This is a genomic window from Psychrobacillus sp. FSL K6-4615, assembly GCF_038008225.1.
In the GTDB taxonomy this organism is placed as follows: domain Bacteria; phylum Bacillota; class Bacilli; order Bacillales_A; family Planococcaceae; genus Psychrobacillus; species Psychrobacillus psychrotolerans.
In genome coordinates this window covers 2,657,607-2,676,722 of record NZ_JBBOYQ010000001.1, presented here as the reverse complement: position 1 = coordinate 2,676,722, position 19,116 = coordinate 2,657,607, and the positions used below count along the sequence as shown (strand labels likewise).

Below are 19,116 nucleotides of genomic sequence, written 5' to 3'. Positions count from 1 at the left end.
GAATTTAAAATGACAGTAAAATTAGCGATTAATGGTTTTGGACGTATCGGACGTAAAGTATTCAGAGAAGCTTTAGAACAAAAAGATTTAGAAGTAGTAGCAATCAATGACTTAACGGATGCTGCAATGCTTGCACATTTATTGAAATATGATTCAGTTCACGGAATCTTCAATGCAGACGTTTCTTCTGAAGGAGATTACCTTGTAGTAAATGGCAAAAACATTCGCGTGTTCGCAGAAAAAGATCCTTCAGCACTACCTTGGAAAGAAGAACAAGTGGATATCGTAATTGAATGTACGGGAATTTTCAGCACAACTCAAGCAGCTAGTAAGCATATTGAAGCTGGAGCTAAAAAAGTAATTTTATCACAACCTGCTAAAGACGATATGCCTACATTCGTTATGGGTGTAAATGCTGATCAATACAACCCAGCAACTGACCATGTAATTTCAAATGCATCTTGTACAACTAACTGTTTATCACCAATTGCTAAAGTATTACAAGATCAATTTGGTATCAAACGTGGGATGATGACAACAATTCATTCTTATACAAACGATCAACGTATTTTAGACTTACCGCATAGTGATTACCGTCGCGCTCGTGCAGCAGCAGAATCAATGATTCCTACAACAACAGGAGCAGCAGCAGCAGTAGCTAAAGTACTTCCTGAGTTGAAAGGGAAATTAGATGGTATGGCAGTTCGTGTACCAACTCCAAACGTTTCAATCGTAGACTTTGTTGCAGAATTAGATAAAAATGTTACAGCAGAAGAGTTAAATGCAGCGCTTAAATCAGCTTCTGAAAGTGATTTAAAAGGAATTATGGATTATAACGAGCTTCCTTTAGTTTCAAGAGACTATAACGGAAATACAGCTTCCTCTACAGTAGATGGTCTTTCTACAATGGTACTTGGAGATAACTTAGTAAAAGTATTAGCTTGGTATGACAACGAATCAGGATATTCTGCGCGTTGTATCGACCTTGCATTACTTATGGCTAAAAAAGGACTATAAGATTTTCGTTTTGACAAGGAAATACACATAATATGAATGTGATTTTACGTGGCGAATCGATAAAATAACCTCTATAATGAAAGAGGGTAAAGGAGCCAGGGATTACCCCTAGCTCCTTTTTTTAACATAATAGATGAATGAGGTGCTTTTATCGGCGCCTGTGCTTTTCATAACATAGAAGGAGGCTTATCTCATGAAGGTAAAACAAACAATGAGCGATGTAGCTTTACAAGGAAAACGTGTATTTTGTCGTGTAGACTTCAACGTACCAATGGAAGATGGGATTATCACGGATGATACTAGAATTCGTGCAGCATTACCAACGATCAATTATTTAATCGAACAGGGTGCGAAAGTAATTCTAGCAAGCCATATGGGACGACCTAAAGGTGAAGTGAAGGAAGATTTACGTTTAACCAAAGTTGGAGAACATTTAGCAAAACTTTTGGATAAGCCAGTGAATAAATTAGAAGAATCTATCGGCGAATCGGTAGAGAAAACAGTTTTAGAAATGAATGACGGAGATGTTGTTCTATTAGAAAATGTTCGTTTCCATGCAGGTGAAGAAAAGAACGATGCAGAGCTAGCTAAATCTTTTGCCAAGCTTGCAGAGATTTTTGTCAATGATGCTTTTGGTGCTGCTCATCGTGCACATGCTACAACGGAAGGTATTGCAAAACTACTACCAGCTGTGTCAGGTCTTTTAATGCAAAAAGAGTTAGATGTATTAGGCAAAGCTTTAGCAGAGCCTGAGCGTCCATTTACTGCCATCATTGGTGGGGCAAAAGTAAAAGATAAGATTGGCGTTATCGATCATTTATTGGACAAAGTAGATAATATCCTAATAGGTGGAGGCTTATCGTATACATTTACGAAAGCACAAGGCCATGAGATTGGAAAATCTCTACTAGAAGAAGATAAATTGGACCTTGCGAGAGGCTTCCTAGAAAAGGCAAAAGAAAAAGGTGTTTCTTTCCATTTGCCAGTGGATGTAGTAGTAGCTGATGATTTTTCAAAGGATGCTAACATAAAAGTAGTGGATATCGATCAAATTCCTTCTGATTGGGAAGGATTGGATATTGGACCAAAAACAAGAGAATTATACGCGGACGTTATTAAAAATAGTAAGCTCATTATTTGGAATGGACCGATGGGTGTATTCGAAATGGATGTATTTGCAGAAGGAACAAAAGCGGTAGCAAATGCAATGGCAGAAACAGCTGGCTATACAATTATCGGAGGCGGCGATTCTGCGGCAGCTGTAGAAAAGTTTAATGTTGGTGAGAAGATGGACCATATTTCCACTGGTGGCGGAGCTTCCTTGGAGTTTATGGAAGGTAAGGATTTACCGGGAGTTTCTGCTTTAAACGATAAGTAATGGAGGAGATGTCATATGCGTAAACCAGTAATAGCAGGGAATTGGAAGATGTATAAAACACTTGCGGAGGCAAAGGAATTTGCACTTCAGTTAAAAGAACAACAAGTGGATGGCACAAAAGTTGATGCAGTAATCTGCGCTCCACCGCTATTTTTAGATCAGCTTGTTGAAGCGACAAAGGGTTCTTTCGTTTCAATTGGAGCACAAACAATGCACGAGGAAAAAGAGGGCGCTTATACTGGTGAAGTTAGTGGACATCAGCTACAAGACCTAGGAGTAGAATATGTAGTACTCGGTCACTCGGAACGTCGTCAATATTTTAATGAAACAGACGAATCGGTGAATAAAAAAGCTAAAGCTGCTTTTGAAAATAACCTGACACCAATCATTTGTGTAGGCGAAACTTTAGAGCAACGTGAGCAGAACGAAACAGAAACGATCGTATCTAACCAAGTAATGGCAGCAATTGAAGGGTTAACAGAGGAACAACTAATCCAGTCTATTATTGCATATGAACCTATTTGGGCGATTGGTACTGGGAAAACAGCTACTGCTGACGATGCAAATGATGTCTGCCAAGCAATTCGTGAAACGATACTAGATGGCTACGGGGAAGAAGTGGCAAATAGTGTTCGTATTCAGTACGGTGGTAGTGTGAAACCTGAAAATATTGTAGAGCTTTTATCTAAAGAACATATTGATGGTGCACTTGTAGGAGGAGCAAGCTTACAAGTAGATTCTTTTGTAAAACTGTTGGAGGCCGGTGCAAATGCCTAAAAGTCCAGTAGCATTAATCATTCTAGATGGTTTTGGCTTGCGTCATGAAACCTTTGGCAATGCAGTCGCTCAAGCCAACAAACCAAATTTTGATCGATATTGGAAAAGTTTTCCTAACGCAACCTTAACGGCGTCTGGAGAAGCAGTTGGCTTACCAGAAGGCCAAATGGGTAACTCAGAAGTTGGTCATTTAAATATTGGTGCTGGGAGAGTTGTATACCAAAATCTAACTCGTATTCACAAATCAATTCGTGAAGAGGAATTTTTCTTGGAGCCTAAACTTTTAGCTGCCATTGAACATGTAAAGCAAACAGGTGGAAAATTACACTTAATGGGATTACTTTCGGATGGTGGCGTTCATAGTCACTATACGCATTTATTTGCATTATTGAAGCTAGCTAAAGAACAAGGATTAGAAGACGTTTTTGTCCATGGCTTTTTAGATGGACGCGATGTAGGTCCTCGTACAGCCATTGGTTATGTAACAGAAACAGAAGAGAAAATGAAGGAAATCGGCATAGGGAAGTTTGCCTCTATTAGTGGTAGATACTATGCGATGGATCGCGATCGTAGATGGGAAAGAGTTTTACTGGCATATAAAGCTATTGTTGACGGTTTAGGAAGAACAGCAGAATCAGCGACAGCTGGTATTTTAGCATCCTATGAAGAAGATATTGTGGATGAATTTATTGTTCCTTTCGTTATCGAAGAAGATGCAAAGCCTGCTGTAACGATTGATACAAACGATGCCGTTATTTTCTTTAACTTCCGTCCTGACCGTGCTATTCAATTATCGATGGCTCTTAACACACCATCATTTGATAGTATTCCTTTAAGCGACAAGCATCCAACGAATTTAAAATTTGTTACATTTACTCATTATAGTGATGATGTTGTGGCAGATGTGGTTTTCGAGAAAGCAGATCTTTACAACACAGTAGGGGAAGTTCTTGCGAAGCATGGCAAAACCCAATTACGTATTGCAGAGACAGAGAAATACCCACATGTAACATTCTTCATGAGTGGTGGGAGAGAAGCAACTTTCCCAGGTGAAGAACGTATCCTGATCAACTCGCCAAAGGTTGCTACATATGATTTGCAGCCCGAGATGAGCGCCTATGAAGTTACAGATGCTCTATTGGATGCAATTGCACATGATAAATTTGATGCGATTATTTTAAACTTTGCTAACCCCGATATGGTTGGACATAGTGGAATGCTAGAGCCGACGATTAAAGCTATAGAAGCAGTAGACGATTGTTTAGGTAAAGTGGTCGATGCAATTTTAGCTAAAGGCGGTCATGCAATTATCACTGCCGACCATGGTAATTCAGATGAAGTAACAACGGTGGAAGGGCAACCGATGACAGCCCATACAACCAATCCGGTACCGGTGGTTGTTACAGAGAAGAATGCAACACTAAGAAGTGACGGAATTTTAGCCGATTTGGCTCCAACCATGTTACACTTATTAGGGATAGAAACACCGCCTGAAATGACAGGTAAAACACTAATCGAAACGGAGAGTTAAAAATGCCAATTATTACACAAATTCAAGCACGTGAAGTATTAGATTCACGCGGAAACCCAACAGTAGAAGTAGAAGTATTTACAGAAAGCGGTGGATTTGGACGCGCAATCGTTCCGTCTGGTGCATCTACTGGTGAATATGAAGCAGTAGAACTTCGTGATGGTGACAAGTCAAGATACCAAGGCAAAGGTGTTTTAAAAGCAGTTGAAAATGTGAACAACATTATTGCAGCTGAACTAGAAGAAAACTTCTCCGTATTGGATCAAGTAGAAATTGACCATGCAATGATCGAATTAGACGGAACTGAAAATAAAGGGAATTTAGGCGCAAACGCTATTCTTGGCGTATCAATTGCTGTTGCACATGCAGCTGCAGATTATCTAGACATTCCGCTTTATCAATACTTAGGTGGATTCAATGCGAAGCAACTACCAGTACCAATGATGAATATTGTAAATGGTGGAGAGCATGCGGATAATAACGTAGATATCCAAGAATTTATGGTAATGCCAGTAGGCGCAGAATCATTCCGCCACGCATTACGTATGGGTGCTGAAATTTTCCATAGCTTAAAATCAGTATTAAAAGAAGCAGGATTAAACACAGCAGTTGGAGACGAGGGTGGATTTGCACCTAACTTAAAATCTAACGAAGAAGCTCTTTCTACCATTATGACGGCAATTGAAAAAGCTGGATATAAACCAGGCGAAGAAGTACTTCTTGCAATGGACGTTGCAGCTTCTGAGTTATTTAACAAAGAAGATGGCAAATACCACTTATCTGGTGAAGGCGTTGTAAAAACTTCAGAAGAAATGGTTGCTTGGTATGAAGAGCTTTGCGAAAAATACCCAATCATCTCCATCGAAGACGGCTTAGATGAAAATGACTGGGCTGGTCACAAATTATTAACGGAACGTTTAGGTAAAAAAATACAATTAGTTGGCGATGATCTTTTCGTAACAAACACGAAAAAATTAGCGCAAGGTATTGAACAAGGTGTAGGTAACTCTATTCTTGTGAAAGTAAACCAAATTGGTACACTGACAGAAACATTTGATGCTATTGAAATGGCTAAACGTGCTGGATATACAGCAGTAATCTCTCACCGTTCTGGTGAATCAGAGGATGTTACAATTGCAGATATCGCAGTTGCAACAAACGCTGGCCAAATCAAAACTGGTGCACCATCTCGTTCAGACCGTGTAGCAAAATACAACCAATTACTACGTATTGAAGATCAATTATATGAAACTGCTCAATACCTAGGCAAAGAAACATTCTATAACTTAAAAAAATAATGTAACAAAGCAGTTAGCGAAAGTTGCTAACTGCTTTTTTACTGCTAAATATGCTACTGATTTTCGTTTCAGGTGGACGCTTTCTGTGGGGTGAGCGATGAGCTATCACCGTCGCTTACGCGTCGATGTGATATCTCATCTGTCTCACTCTTCCCACTAGAGTCGCCACCTTTCACTCCAATCAGTTAAGTGAGTAGTACTCCACGAGAAGATGGACCATCGCCTCTCGTTTAGATGATAATAGTAGTCAAAGTTAATAGAGAGAGAAAACTGTCTACGGGGTTAGACCCGGTTTTTCTTAAATAGAAAGTAAAAATTCTACGTTCTATAAAAGCCAGGGATATCAAAACCTAAAGTTTCGCGAGGACTTACTACGTTTAAAATAGATAAATAAGAAACACCACTTATTCCTTATGAAAAGGAGGAAGTGGTGTTTTATTACTTATACAAATATTAACCAAAGGAGCATAGTGACAATAATTGTTGTAGCACCTTGAAGTAAGGTGGCCATTGTTTGTGCCTTGTATGCATCTGTTACTTTCATTCCACTAAATTGTGTAACTACCCAGAAGTAGCTGTCATTTACGTGGCTGACTGTCATTGCACCTGCTCCTATAGCCATAACCACTAATGCTAATGGCATCGCTCCTTCAATACCTAATGTAGGCAGCATTGGAGCTATGAGCGAAGATGTTATAACAAGTGCCGCTGTAGAAGACCCTTGCGCCGTTTTAAGTGCCGCTGCTATTAAAAACGGTACTAATAGGAATAATGCTCCTGTTGATAGAGCACCTAAATCCATCTTTTGTAAAATATCGGCAACACCAGAATTCTTGATGACTGTACCGAATGATCCACCAGCACCTGTGATTAGTAGAATGGGAGCTGCTTCTTTTAACGCATCACCAATCCATCCAGACAATGTTTTTTCACTAATTTCGGGTAACAATAAGAAGGCTGAAAATACGCCCAATATTAACGCGACAGTTGGTGCGCCTAAGAATTGCAAGAAATGTGTAAAGCCTGATTCGCTTCCTGTTAAAGCTGCCACTGAACCAATACCGATCAGCGCTATAGGTAAAACGATTGGAAGAAATGATTTGAAGGTAGATGGCATTTTACCAAATGATTTGATAATTTCATCATAGTCAAGTGCCTCTTCCTGATCCGCTTCTACATCAATTTTTGACCCTACTTTTACCGCCCAAATATAACCTACTATAACTGCAGGAATTGCTACTAATAGACCAACTAAAATGATTGTTCCTAGATAGTCCGAAGCCCCGATATTACCAGCTGCAGCTATTGGCCCTGGTGTTGGTGGAACTAATGTATGTGTCGCATATAACCCAGTGGATAATGCGACAGCCATTGAAGCAACTTTCACTTTGGAACGCTTCGCTAATGACTTCATCAAACTCGATAGAATAATAAATCCAGAATCACAAAATACAGGAATTGACACAATATATCCGATAATTGACATGGCAAGTTGTGGACGTTTTTCCCCTAAAACTCGAAGTACAACCTCTGCCATACGATAAGCAGCACCCGATTTTTCTAAAATAACGCCTATGATTGTACCAGCAACAATGACAATACCTATACTCGTCATCAGTCCACCGAAACCAGTATTTACATTTTCGACTACTGTTAGTAATGGCATGCCTGAAGCAATACCTACAAAAAAGGCACTAATCAGTAATGCTAAAAATGGGTGGAGCTTGAACACCGCCGTTAAGACTACAACTAAGATGACTCCAATTAATATGACTAAAAGTAACACATGATACACCCCTTTTTATTTTTGTAATAACTTAAACATGGTCTCTTTTGTTCTAATCCTTAAATAATGTTCCGCATTTTCAATCGACTCCTGTTGCGAAACAGAATCATCTGTAACGCTCACTAATAAATCGAAGTGAGTAGATAATGCCAAAATACTATCCGAAGCTATAAGACCGGAGATTAATATGACTGGAATATTCTTTGCTTTAGCCACACTCGCAATGCCAATTGGCGCTTTTCCAGAAAGGGTTTGAAAATCTGATTTTCCTTCCCCTGTAATAATAAAATCTGCGTGCTCAATTTGTTGATGAAAATTAACAGCTTCCAAGACAACTTCAATACCTGGTTTTAATGTGACTGGAAAAAATGCTAAAAATGCACCTCCAAGTCCGCCTGCTGCCCCTGCCCCTGGACGATCATGAAGGGCTATCCCTGTTAAACTCTCTATCTTATTTGCTAGATTTGCTAGATTTTTATCGATTGATTCAACCTGTTCTGGTGTAACGCCTTTTTGAGGTCCGAAAATAGCTGTAGCTCCATTTGGCCCGATGAAAGGATTATCTACATCGCATGCAATAACGAAGTGAGCATCTGCTATACGCAAGTCGAATTCAGTTGCATCAATTTCATGAAGGGACTGCAGTGACTCGGCACCCTGAGAAATTTCATCGCCAACTTCATTAAGGAATTTCATCCCTAGAGCACGCAGCATTCCAGTGCCACCATCATTCGTAGCACTTCCTCCAATACCAATAACAAATTTCCGATATCCCTCGTCTAATGCATGTCGGATTAACTCACCTGTCCCATAAGTAGATGCGATAAGCGGATTTCTTTCATGGTCTAATAGAAGAGTTAACCCTGAGGCTTTAGCCATCTCAATGACGCATGTTTCGCCGTCCCCAAGAATTCCATACTCTACTCGAATAGGACGACCTATTGGATCATTTACCTCCAGGAAAACTAGTTTTCCTTCTGTTGCAGAGATAAGTGGCTCTAAAGTTCCTTCCCCTCCATCTGCAACAGGTAGTAGTACAGTTTCAATTGTTGAATCGAGTTCCTTTATACTTCTAACTATTACTTGCCCAGCCTCTGTTGCGGTTAGTGATCCTTTAAAAGAATCAGGACTGACAACGATTTTCACTATAATACCTCCAATTAATAAAGCGCTTACATAGAATTTACAAAACAGCTTGCTGAACAAATTGTTGACCAAACAATGTTGCGACTTCAACGTAATATTAACGTTATGGAAACAAACGGCATGATCTTAGCTTCAGGTGACCTATTGCGTATCGAAAGTATTCATGAAGGAGCTTTAATAGTTGCTCAAACGAAAAAGCCTTTATGGATTACGGAACAGAACAAACATTTATATCCAAAGACAAAGCCGGGAATAAATTTACCTATATTCTATCAAAATGATTTGGTAGGGGTTATAGGCATTACAGGAGATCCTGAACAAATAGAAGAAATTGCAACACTTGTACAACTCACAACAGAAATGATGGTGCATCAAGCACTAATTGTATCGGAACGAGAGTGGAAACGAAAAATGCAAGAGATGATTTTTCTAGAGCTTATGAATAACCAAGGCATACAAAAGGTTATGTTCGAAAGAATGACAAAGTTAGGTTTTTCACTGAAACCTCCTTTTTACGCATGGGCAATTGAACTAAATCCAGAAACAGCGTCCTATCAAACTATTGTCCAAGATCTTGAATATTTTTTTCGAAACGACTCAATTATCCTCGGACACTATCAGCTGGACGAACATTTTATCCTTATTTCCGAGATGGAAGAAAAAGAAATGAAAAAGAAATTAACGATGCTCAGTCCTAAGTTGAAAAAGTATAAAGCTCTTAGACTAGGTGTCGGACAAGTAGTAGAGACACTGGATAGTATTCACTATGCCTATGAAACTGCGAAGGTAGCTTTACAATACGGTAACCCGAAAAACGTTATTGCGTATTTTGAAGACGTAGAACTCTATTCTTTATTCAAAAAAAGAGAGTCATCTGAAGCGCAGCATTTTACGAATCATATGTTAAAAGGATTAAATGATAAACTACTTCATACATTACAAGAGTATTTCAACTGCAACCAACAGCTAGCGATATGTGCGGAGACATTAGAGATTCATAGACATACCTTGACCTATCGTTTAAACAAGATATGCGAAATAACCGGTTATAATCCATCCGTTCTTCAGGATGCTATTACCTTGCAAATTGCATTATGGTTAAAGAAGGATTGAATATTTCACTTAGTAAAGTCGGGCAACAAGAAGGGCAGCCCTATGTGAGTCCTTTATATAACTTCTATCAATTGATCAATCTCTTTTTATGAGTTTCTTAACCTAGATTAAATCCAAGCTTTAAGGGTGATGGAGGAAGGCTAGTAAATTCTATACGAGTGCGAGTAAACAAATTTCAAGCTAATACACAGAGGAGTCAGATTTTTTTAACTAAATATTTTTCCGATAGGTTGTCAATGTTCGTGTTTTTTGGTAAAATTAGATATGTTGTGAACGTTCATATCAGGAGGTGGAATAAATGCACGCATTATTAATGACTTTACTAGTCATCGTTGCGATCGCATTGATCGTTGTTGTATTGTTACAATCAGGGAAAAGTGCTGGTCTCTCAGGAGCCATCTCTGGTGGAGCTGAACAACTTTTTGGAAAACAGAAAGCTCGCGGTATGGACTTAGTCTTACATAGAGTAACGATTGTACTGGCAGTTCTATTTTTCATATTGACTATTGCCGTAACTAAATTTTAATCCTAATCTATTGATAGGATGATTTTTTCTGGCGAGTGTATTATACACCTAAGCCTTTTTGATAATAAAACAGATGCGAACCGCCTGACCGACTTCTGATTGGTTAGGCGTTTTCTTATACATATGAAACATAAGGCATTATTCGGGCATATTACATTAATTAATGAAATAATTAGTATTGGCGAATAATGTATATAGCTTAATATTGATGGAGGTTTTACATATGCGAATTTCAACTCCTAAGCCATTTTTCTTTGAAGCTGGAAAACGTGCAGTATTGCTACTTCATGGTTTTACAGGGAACTCTTCAGATGTTCGTATGCTTGGACGGTTTTTAGAAAAAAATGGGTATACATCCTTAGCTCCTCATTACAAAGGGCATGGCGTTCCACCAGAAGAGTTACTGGAAACTGGACCACAGGATTGGTGGAAGGATGTCATGCAAGGATATGACCGACTAAAATCAGAAGGTTATGAAGAAATTGCTGTTGCTGGGTTATCTCTTGGAGGAGTATTCTCCCTGAAGTTAGGGTATACAGTACCTGTAAAAGGTATTGTTACGATGTGCTCCCCAATGACGATGAGAACAACTGATATTATGTTTGAAGGTGTATTAAAATACGCAAAAGAATATAAAAAGTATGAAGGAAAATCCGAACAGCAAATAGAAGAAGAAGTAGAGGCTATACGACAAACACCAATGGAGACATTGGCTGAGCTAAGAGAGTTTGTTTACAATGTCCGTGAGCATGTAGATCATGTGTATGCTCCGTTACTCGTAACTCAAGGGAAAAAAGATAAGGTAATCGATATTACCTCTGCAGATTATATATATGAACAGGCAGAATCGTTTGAGAAAAAACTAAATTGGTATGAGAATTCAGGACATGTAATTACACTTGGCTCGGAAAAGGAACAATTACACGAAGATATATTAAACTTTTTAGAGTCGCTTGATTGGAATGTGTAAAACAGTCCAAAAGTGCACACGCTGAAAAAGGAGGGATGTTTGATGGAAAATATGAAAGAACAATTACTTGAACTTATGAACACAGAAGAATATAAACCATTAACAACAAAAGAGTTGGAAGAACATTTTAATCTGGTAGATGCAGATGATTTTAAAGAATTAGTAAAAACGCTTGTTCAAATGGAGGAACAAGGTGCAGTCGTTCGCTCTAGATCGAATAGATATGGAATTCCTACTCGTATGAATCTAATAGCTGGGAAATTCATTGGACATGCAAAAGGATTCGGTTTCGTTACTCCAGAAGAGAGCGGAAATGATGATATTTTCATACCACCTACAGAAGTAAATGGAGCAGTCAACGGAGACAAAGTACTTGTACGAGTTTCCAAAGATTCATCTGGAGATCGCCAAGAAGGTGCGATTATCAAAATAACCCAACGCGGCATGACGCAGGTTGTCGGAACATTCCAGGACAATAAAGGCTTTGGCTTTGTTATTCCAGACGATAAAAAGGTCCCAATGGATGTGTTTATCGCTAAAGGAGATACATTAGGCGCTATTGAAGGGCATAAAGTAGTCGTAGAAATTACCGAATGGCCAAATGAAAGAAAGTCCGCTACCGGGATGGTAACACAAATTTTAGGACATAAAAATGATCCAGGTGTCGATATACTTTCTATTATTTATAAGCATGGTATTACGATTGACTTCCCAGAAGAAGTGATTAACCAAGCAGAAGCTGTTCCAGACCAAATTGACGAAAAAGATTTAGAGAATCGCCGTGATCTTCGTGACGAAGTAATCGTTACAATTGACGGAGCAGATGCTAAAGACTTAGATGATGCAGTAACCGTAACGAAAAATTCGGATGGTACATATAAACTTGGCGTCCATATCGCTGACGTTAGTCATTATGTAACGGATGGATCACCATTAGACCGTGAAGCTTATGACCGGGGAACAAGTGTCTATTTAGCAGACCGCGTTATTCCAATGATTCCGCACCGTCTATCAAACGGAATTTGTTCGTTAAACCCTCAAGTAGATCGTTTAACATTATCTTGTGAAATGATTATCGACGGTTCAGGAATGGTAACTTCACATGAAATTTTCCAAAGTGTTATTCGCACTACGGAAAGAATGACGTATGCAGATGTATACAAAATTCTTGAAGAAAAAGACGAAGCATTAATGGAACGCTATAAAGACTTAGTCCCTATGTTTGAACTAATGGGAGAGCTTGCGGAAGTTCTTCGTACGAAACGTGAAAGACGCGGAGCAATTGACTTCGATTTCCCAGAAGCGAAAATTCTTGTAGATGAAGATGGCTGGCCAACAGATATCGCTATAAGAGAACGTACTGTAGCAGAGCGTCTGATTGAAGAGTTTATGCTTGCTGCCAATGAAACAGTTGCCGAGCATTTTAAATGGATGGACGTACCGTTTATCTATCGTATTCATGAAGATCCAAAGCCTGAAAAACTAGAACGATTCTTTAATTTCTTAACGAATTTTGGGATTGTCGTTAAAGGTACTGGTAACGAAATTCATCCAAAAGCGTTACAAGAAATTATTGAAAACATTGAAGGAATGCCTGAAGAACCGGTTATTTCTACAATGCTTCTACGTTCATTACAACAAGCGAAATACTATTCTGAATGTCTAGGACATTTTGGTTTATCAACCGAGTTTTATACGCACTTCACATCACCAATTCGTCGTTATCCGGATCTAATCGTACATCGTTTGATACGCACATATTTGGTAAATGAAGATGTGTCCCAAGCTACCGTAAATCATTGGGGAGCTATCATGGACGATATTGCAGAGCATACGTCTAAACGAGAACGTCGCGCTGTAGATGCAGAGCGTGATACGGATGCACTTAAAAAAGCACAGTTTATGGCTGACAAGATTGGCGAAGAATTTGAAGGTATTGTTAGTTCCGTAACAAACTTTGGTCTGTTTATCGAACTTCCTAATACAATTGAAGGCCTAGTACATGTTACGAATATGACGGATGATTATTATCGTTTTGACGATCGTCAATTGGCGATGATTGGAGAACGTGGTGGTAAGCAGTTCCGCATTGGTGACGAGGTAACGGTTCGAGTATCTGCCGTAAAACCAGAAGAAGCTTCGATTGACTTCGAAATTGTAGGGATGAAAAAAGCATTCCAACGTACAAGAAGAGAAGCACCAAAAGTGATAAATGCCTCTAAAAGAGCAAGCAGTGGGTCAGGCAGTCGAGAAAAATCGCAGCCAGGACCAGCAAAAGGACCAAAACAGAAACAGAAGTTTTACGAGTCTGTTGCGAAAAAATCACAACGTCGTAAACGTCCAAAGAAAAAATAAGAGAGCGATCACTAAGTCGCTCTCTCTCAGTTTTTGAGTTTTGAGGGGTGAATGAAATGGCTAAAAAGAATGAAGACAGGATTCTTGCACAGAACAAAAAAGCAAATCATGATTATTATATTGAAGAAACGATTGAAGCTGGAATTGTATTGCAAGGAACTGAGATTAAATCTATACGTAATGCTAAAGTACAGTTGAAGGACTCTTTCGTACGTATTCGGAATAACGAAGCGTGGATTTCGAATATGCATATCAGTCCATATGAGCAAGGGAACCGATTTAACCATGATCCATTGCGTGCAAGAAAGCTATTGCTACACAAGAAACAAATAAGTGAGTTAATCGGTGATACAAAAAGAGATGGTTATTCCATCGTTCCTTTGAAGATGTATATGAAAAACGGCTTCGCCAAAGTATTAATAGGCGTCGGAAAAGGGAAAAAAGATTATGATAAACGCGATGTGTTGAAGAAAAAAGAAGCAAAACGCGATATGGATCGAGCATTTAAAGAGAGCAATAGATAAGAGGATAACCATAACTGGTAGAATGTCTCTCTTGAATTTTGACTATATTTGATGTATAGTTAGGTATGTAACAAAGCTTACATTATTCCATAAACGGGGACGTTATGGATTCGACAGGGATAGTCTGAGCTTGAGTTGCGCGTCGGAGGCTCGGCTCCGTAAAAACGGAACTTATAACAACAGGCAAAACAAACAACAACTTAGCATTCGCAGCGTAAGCTCGGATCTGCTTTATCTACCCATCGCCCATGTGGCTAGGTAAAGCTCAACTTTAGTGGGATACGGTAGCCAGTGCAACTTGAGCTGTCTGCAAGAGATTTCCAAGTTAGCGTACACAACGCCCGCTTGTCGGCATAGTGCTACGCGAAACCTAAATAGGCAAGATACACGCGTAGAAGCTTAAGTGTTAGAGTTTCTGGACGCGGGTTCAAATCCCGCCGTCTCCATACTTAAAGTGGCTGTAAATGCAGTCATATCAACGGTTTTAACTATAAGGGAGTTTGAACGGGTGTTGAACTAGGGAGGAAACTCTCTAATAAACTCCCTAACGAACTTGCGACAATTGACCTTCTAATTTATTAAAGTTAGGAGGTTTTTTGTATGGGTAGAAAACATGGTATTTTTTCCATTCAATCAGAAGAGGTTAACATTTCCACAAAGAAAAAAGTAGTAAAAAGAAGCGGTATAACAATTCCGCAAGCATTAGAAACAATTTATCAGCAAATGCGAATCGCAGGAAATCGAATTAGAACAATTGAAAGCTACGACTATATCTTTAATCAGTTTTTAAAGTTCAATAAATTGGAATATGTAGAGGATATCACAGCCGATAGCATTTACGAGTACTTAGGTTCATTAGAAGTTGCTCAACAGACGAAATTAATACGTTTAAAATCTATAAAAGCTGTATTAAGTAAATTTCATAATAACGGTTGGATGAAACAAAAATTCTGGAGTACCATAAACATCAAAATTGATAAGCAAATAAAAAAAGGTGCTAAGGCAAATGATATTGAAACGCTTATTGAACTAATTGACCAAAACACTTTCATTGGCTTTCGAGATACAGTAGCCATTCTAACAATGTATAAGACTGGTATACGTATTCAAACTTTAGGAGAGTTGAAAGAGAGACATATTGATTATGATAATCTTTCCTTAAACTTGGATGGCTCTATTTTGAAAAATCATAAGTTCTTAAAACTGCCAATTGACCAAGAATTAGCCGACTTTTTCAAAGTATTGATTAATCAAAATGATAAGATTCGAAGTTACTACAATACGGAGAATACAAATATCATCATTACTCAGAACGGCTTACCCATTAATAATAGTAAAACGTCTAATAACGCCATTTCCAAACAACTTAATAAATATTCCAAACGATTCGGTTTGGAAGACATCAATGCACATGCAATACGTAGAGGATATGCAAAGAAGCTACTAGACGCAGGAGCAAGCATTGCTATAATCTCAAAGGCACTTGGACATTCTGATTTAGGTGTAACAACACAGTATTTAGATTTAGATGTCGAAGAGGTAGCGTCTAGCTTGAGGGACTACCTTTGAGGGTTATAAAATAACATCTTATTTAGATGAGTAGAAGGCATGACCCATACTAAGAATTTTAAGAATCCAGTCTTTCATTAGATTGGGTTCTTTTTTTCTATATGTTTAAAAAGGCTTGTTGGAGCAGTAAACGGCAACGCAAGACGAACCTGTCTAGATGTTGAATAACACATGTGAAGAGGACATGGGGGAGTGTTTACAGGATAGCCAATAGCTACCCTAAGTACAATGGCTAGAACAGTTCTAGCCACAAAATAGGAATGAAATATAATTACGATACGAAAGGGAATTTAAGTTTCTGCCAAAAAGAGATAACAATTCAATTGCAAAACACTCTTGGAATTACAAAAACGAGCTGATGATGATGAAGTTGAATGAGTTATAAGTTATTTTTAATTGTTATTTTCAAAAAAGCCAAAACAATAGAATTTCATTGCGTAAAGGCTCTTTTAAATTTGAGTGGATATCAGTTGAGTTTACTGAAACATTTAAATTACAACTAAAGGAGCAGTATAATGATAGATTTATTTAGGGATAAAGGTATTTTTACAGAAGAAGAAGCAATTGAAATTACTACTCAATATGGTTATGATGGCGCAGAATATAAAACAGCGGTTTGGAAAACAAGAGGATGCTTGTCACCTAATAGAACATTGGATGCACTTATTCGAAAACTAAAAACCATTTACGATATTGTTGAAGTTGAAGGGAAAGGAAAAAAGCGTAAATACACCCTTAATAATAAAAAGGAAGTAGTTACCGAAATAGAATACAATTATAAAGGTACTGTTCCAACAGCGGATGACTATTCAATGAAAGAATATATTTTTAACTATCTAATAAAGAATGGAGTAATGAGTCCTAAAACATATAATAGGTGGGGAGAAGAGTTTGGATTACTACAACAAAAGATGGTTTCAGTTGATTTGTTAACTGATGCTATGAGGGAGCTACATAGCGGGGTGTTTTTTAATCCCAACGAAATCATTAGTGAGTTTATAAATGCTATTAAGAATCATAATATTGCTATAGTGCGTAATTCTTTTAATCGTCTTGAAAAGGAAGGAAGAATTAGTCAATCATCTATCTATGTTTTTAAAACAATCAAGGGTCATCATAAAGAGGTTAGTAAAGATGAATATGAATACGCAATTGAATACAAAAAGGAGTTAGTTGAATCATTAGGAGTTGACTATAAGCATTTTATATTATCTTATCATAGTGGTCATATAAATAAAGAAATGAAAGAGATTATCAAAGAAGTAGATAGTCAAATGTCGAAAAAATTCAATATCCATTACATGTATGAAATGATAAATATCTCAATTATAGATAAACAAGTGAAAGAAGACATCAAAAGAGTTGAATTTGACCGAGCATATTTTAAAAAGTTTATTAAATTAGCTATGGACAGACAGAATAGGCATGATTATAAAATCACTAAATCTTTTTGGAGAAGTACTTATTTGATGAACACATTGAAGATATTGTCACTAATTATTAAGGATAAATCGGAGTTAGAGCGAATAAATAAATTAATGGGTAAAGAAATAAAAAGAATATCAACAGATGGATTTATGGATTATACAGTAGAAAATTAGTTATTAGTTCTAAGAACGATTACTTTGTACACATTCCAAACTAGTAATATATATATCTATATACTACTTTGGGTTGTGTACATAATTTTAAAATCTAAAAGTGATTGCTATTCAGCCCGTGAGGGGGTGTGGGGGTGGTGCGGGAGGTTCTGTAATTGTGGAGTGAAACGGAACATTTACAGAAGATGGTCCAGCACCCCCACTAAAATTATTTCACCCATCTGCTTTGGTATGTACTGATACAGCCACTAACTACAAGAAGTTTGCCAAACTCAAAGGACTATTGCAGAGGGGTTACGTAATAGTAAATGAAATCACAATTCTATTTAGATTGGTAGTGGGTTAGACAAACAAATTCATCTCTATAGAGAAAAAATTAAATATTATAAAAATAACATTTTGGTTCTATTTGGTAACTGTTACAATAGGTTTAAAGGGTGAAAAAAGTATAGCATATTTAGATTAGAAAGGAGTAAGTTTGATGGATAAAATACTTTACTTTCCGACAATTAATATACCTAAGAGTCAATGGTTGATGAGTGCTTTATTTTATTGGGATAAGGTAGGGTCTATCGTTCCGTTAGATTTTTTAGAAAGACCACATAAGTTAGATAAATACATGAGAGAACTAGTTCACGCTGAGTTAATTGAGCAAGTAGTTCCAGAACAGTATTTAGGAAGTATCCCAAATCTAAGAAAAGGATTCTTGGATTACATTGATAATAATCCAGTATTTAACCATATATCAGGATTGGGTAATATGGGGCTGATTGGAAATGGGAGATTAATTCAGTCTACTTCGTTAATACATATGGGGAAACTTGACGATATTGGCGAAGAACTGGTAAGAAGAGGCTTAGCAACAAAGCAAAGAGGCCCATGGTATGCTGTTGAGAGTTATACAGCATCGAATTATATGACCTACTTAGCAACATTGTTAGGAACAGTAACAGATTATATGCCTGTAACAAATAGTTATAAAGAATTGTCGAATTTTCTTGAAATTCCCAAAAAATATGACAATCGAAAAGCTCTAAAAGAGCAACTTAGGGCGCGTATTCTTGAAAGAATACTACCTGTTCCATCAGTTATAGATGACCCATATGATATTTTTCGTTTTAAAGAAAAGCATCATGATGAATTAAGAAGATTTAGAAATTACATAGAGGATTTTATTCTTAATCTTGAAACATTTCCAGATGACCTTGTTGATGAAAAAATAAAATATTTTGTTAGTAATTCGGAAGATGAGATTAAATATATAAAAGATAGAATGCAATCTTTTAAATGGAAAGATGTCAATTTAACTACAATATGTTCTATAGGCTCACCAACAATATTTTTATTGAATGAAGTTGTAGAAAATAGTTTAATGAATACAGCAGGTGTCACTCTTGGATTACTAGGAGCAGTGAGTACTGCGCTTGGCAAAGAAAGATTATTAGATATTAAGTCTAAACCTTTAGCTTACGCCGCAATAATAGAGAGAAACTTTTGAAATCTTAAAGTACTACTAAATAAAATG

At 37.6% G+C, this 19,116-nt stretch carries 15 protein-coding genes and 1 other RNA gene; 14 read left to right on the top strand and 2 right to left on the bottom strand.

The annotated features are described in order from the left end of the window. Positions 1-9: 9 nt before the first annotated feature. The 5 genes from gap to eno all read left to right on the top strand — a co-directional run bounded on the left by gap (position 10) and on the right by eno (position 6,001). The gene (gap, locus tag MKX53_RS13345; protein ID WP_340911878.1) at positions 10-1,017 is read left to right on the top strand and encodes a type I glyceraldehyde-3-phosphate dehydrogenase; all 1,008 of its coding nucleotides are present in this window, start codon (positions 10-12) and stop codon (positions 1,015-1,017) included. 211 nt (positions 1,018-1,228) lie between these two features. Then, the gene (locus tag MKX53_RS13340) at positions 1,229-2,395 is read left to right on the top strand and encodes a phosphoglycerate kinase (RefSeq protein WP_445678282.1); all 1,167 of its coding nucleotides are present in this window, start codon (positions 1,229-1,231) and stop codon (positions 2,393-2,395) included. A 15-nt stretch (positions 2,396-2,410) separates the two neighbouring features. Continuing rightward, positions 2,411-3,172, top strand: coding sequence for a triose-phosphate isomerase (tpiA, locus tag MKX53_RS13335; RefSeq protein WP_340831289.1), 762 nt, complete (start codon positions 2,411-2,413; stop codon positions 3,170-3,172). Next, positions 3,165-4,703: a 2,3-bisphosphoglycerate-independent phosphoglycerate mutase gene (gene gpmI, locus MKX53_RS13330; RefSeq protein WP_340911873.1), complete on the top strand. Its 1,539-nt coding sequence runs from the start codon at positions 3,165-3,167 to the stop codon at positions 4,701-4,703. The genes tpiA and gpmI overlap by 8 nt, the downstream gene beginning before the upstream one ends. 2 nt (positions 4,704-4,705) lie before the next feature. After that, the gene (gene eno, locus MKX53_RS13325; protein WP_340911871.1) at positions 4,706-6,001 is read left to right on the top strand and encodes a phosphopyruvate hydratase; all 1,296 of its coding nucleotides are present in this window, start codon (positions 4,706-4,708) and stop codon (positions 5,999-6,001) included. A gap of 442 nt (positions 6,002-6,443) precedes the next feature. On the opposite strand, the gene MKX53_RS13320 is transcribed toward eno, so the two are convergent. Both MKX53_RS13320 and MKX53_RS13315 read right to left on the bottom strand, forming a co-directional pair. Further along, positions 6,444-7,787, bottom strand: coding sequence for a GntP family permease (locus MKX53_RS13320; RefSeq protein ID WP_340911868.1), 1,344 nt, complete (start codon positions 7,785-7,787; stop codon positions 6,444-6,446). Between the two features lie 15 nt (positions 7,788-7,802). Further along, positions 7,803-8,933 carry a glycerate kinase gene (locus MKX53_RS13315; RefSeq protein ID WP_340911866.1) on the bottom strand — a complete coding sequence of 377 codons (1,131 nt, stop codon included), beginning with the start codon at positions 8,931-8,933 and terminating at the stop codon, positions 7,803-7,805. Positions 8,934-8,963: 30 nt separating this feature from the next. On the opposite strand from MKX53_RS13315, the gene MKX53_RS13310 reads away from it, so the two are divergent. The 9 genes from MKX53_RS13310 to MKX53_RS13270 all read left to right on the top strand — a co-directional run bounded on the left by MKX53_RS13310 (position 8,964) and on the right by MKX53_RS13270 (position 19,089). Then, on the top strand, positions 8,964-10,046 hold the full coding sequence (locus MKX53_RS13310; RefSeq protein ID WP_340913359.1) for a CdaR family transcriptional regulator: 1,083 nt from the start codon (positions 8,964-8,966) through the stop codon (positions 10,044-10,046). A 298-nt stretch (positions 10,047-10,344) separates the two neighbouring features. After that, positions 10,345-10,572: a preprotein translocase subunit SecG gene (gene secG / locus MKX53_RS13305; RefSeq protein WP_090566811.1), complete on the top strand. Its 228-nt coding sequence runs from the start codon at positions 10,345-10,347 to the stop codon at positions 10,570-10,572. 223 nt (positions 10,573-10,795) lie between these two features. Further along, positions 10,796-11,542 carry an alpha/beta hydrolase gene (locus tag MKX53_RS13300; RefSeq protein WP_340911864.1) on the top strand — a complete coding sequence of 249 codons (747 nt, stop codon included), beginning with the start codon at positions 10,796-10,798 and terminating at the stop codon, positions 11,540-11,542. A 42-nt stretch (positions 11,543-11,584) separates the two neighbouring features. Continuing rightward, positions 11,585-13,897 carry a ribonuclease R gene (gene rnr / locus MKX53_RS13295; protein WP_340763180.1) on the top strand — a complete coding sequence of 771 codons (2,313 nt, stop codon included), beginning with the start codon at positions 11,585-11,587 and terminating at the stop codon, positions 13,895-13,897. Between the two features lie 56 nt (positions 13,898-13,953). Further along, a complete protein-coding gene (smpB, locus tag MKX53_RS13290; RefSeq protein WP_093537685.1) occupies positions 13,954-14,421 on the top strand; it encodes an SsrA-binding protein SmpB in 468 nt (155 codons plus the stop codon). 95 nt (positions 14,422-14,516) lie between these two features. Beyond that, positions 14,517-14,870: a transfer-messenger RNA gene (gene ssrA, locus MKX53_RS13285) on the top strand. A gap of 151 nt (positions 14,871-15,021) precedes the next feature. Next, on the top strand, positions 15,022-15,990 hold the full coding sequence (locus tag MKX53_RS13280) for a tyrosine-type recombinase/integrase (protein ID WP_340911862.1): 969 nt from the start codon (positions 15,022-15,024) through the stop codon (positions 15,988-15,990). 515 nt (positions 15,991-16,505) lie between these two features. Then, entirely contained in the window at positions 16,506-17,591 is a 1,086-nt protein-coding gene (locus tag MKX53_RS13275) for a hypothetical protein (protein ID WP_340911861.1), read from the top strand. Positions 17,592-18,072: 481 nt separating this feature from the next. Beyond that, positions 18,073-19,089, top strand: a complete 1,017-nt coding sequence (locus MKX53_RS13270; protein WP_340911859.1) for a DUF6236 family protein — start codon at positions 18,073-18,075, stop codon at positions 19,087-19,089. The last annotated feature ends 27 nt before the right edge of the window (positions 19,090-19,116 follow it).

Coding starts and splice junctions, on each gene's coding strand:
- gap (WP_340911878.1), top strand. CDS start 10: ATGACAGTAAAATTAGCGATTAATGGTTTTGGACGTATCGGACGTAAA.
- MKX53_RS13340 (WP_445678282.1), top strand. CDS start 1,229: ATGAGCGATGTAGCTTTACAAGGAAAACGTGTATTTTGTCGTGTAGAC.
- tpiA (WP_340831289.1), top strand. CDS start 2,411: ATGCGTAAACCAGTAATAGCAGGGAATTGGAAGATGTATAAAACACTT.
- gpmI (WP_340911873.1), top strand. CDS start 3,165: ATGCCTAAAAGTCCAGTAGCATTAATCATTCTAGATGGTTTTGGCTTG.
- eno (WP_340911871.1), top strand. CDS start 4,706: ATGCCAATTATTACACAAATTCAAGCACGTGAAGTATTAGATTCACGC.
- secG (WP_090566811.1), top strand. CDS start 10,345: ATGCACGCATTATTAATGACTTTACTAGTCATCGTTGCGATCGCATTG.
- MKX53_RS13300 (WP_340911864.1), top strand. CDS start 10,796: ATGCGAATTTCAACTCCTAAGCCATTTTTCTTTGAAGCTGGAAAACGT.
- rnr (WP_340763180.1), top strand. CDS start 11,585: ATGGAAAATATGAAAGAACAATTACTTGAACTTATGAACACAGAAGAA.
- smpB (WP_093537685.1), top strand. CDS start 13,954: ATGGCTAAAAAGAATGAAGACAGGATTCTTGCACAGAACAAAAAAGCA.
- MKX53_RS13280 (WP_340911862.1), top strand. CDS start 15,022: ATGGGTAGAAAACATGGTATTTTTTCCATTCAATCAGAAGAGGTTAAC.
- MKX53_RS13275 (WP_340911861.1), top strand. CDS start 16,506: ATGATAGATTTATTTAGGGATAAAGGTATTTTTACAGAAGAAGAAGCA.
- MKX53_RS13270 (WP_340911859.1), top strand. CDS start 18,073: ATGGATAAAATACTTTACTTTCCGACAATTAATATACCTAAGAGTCAA.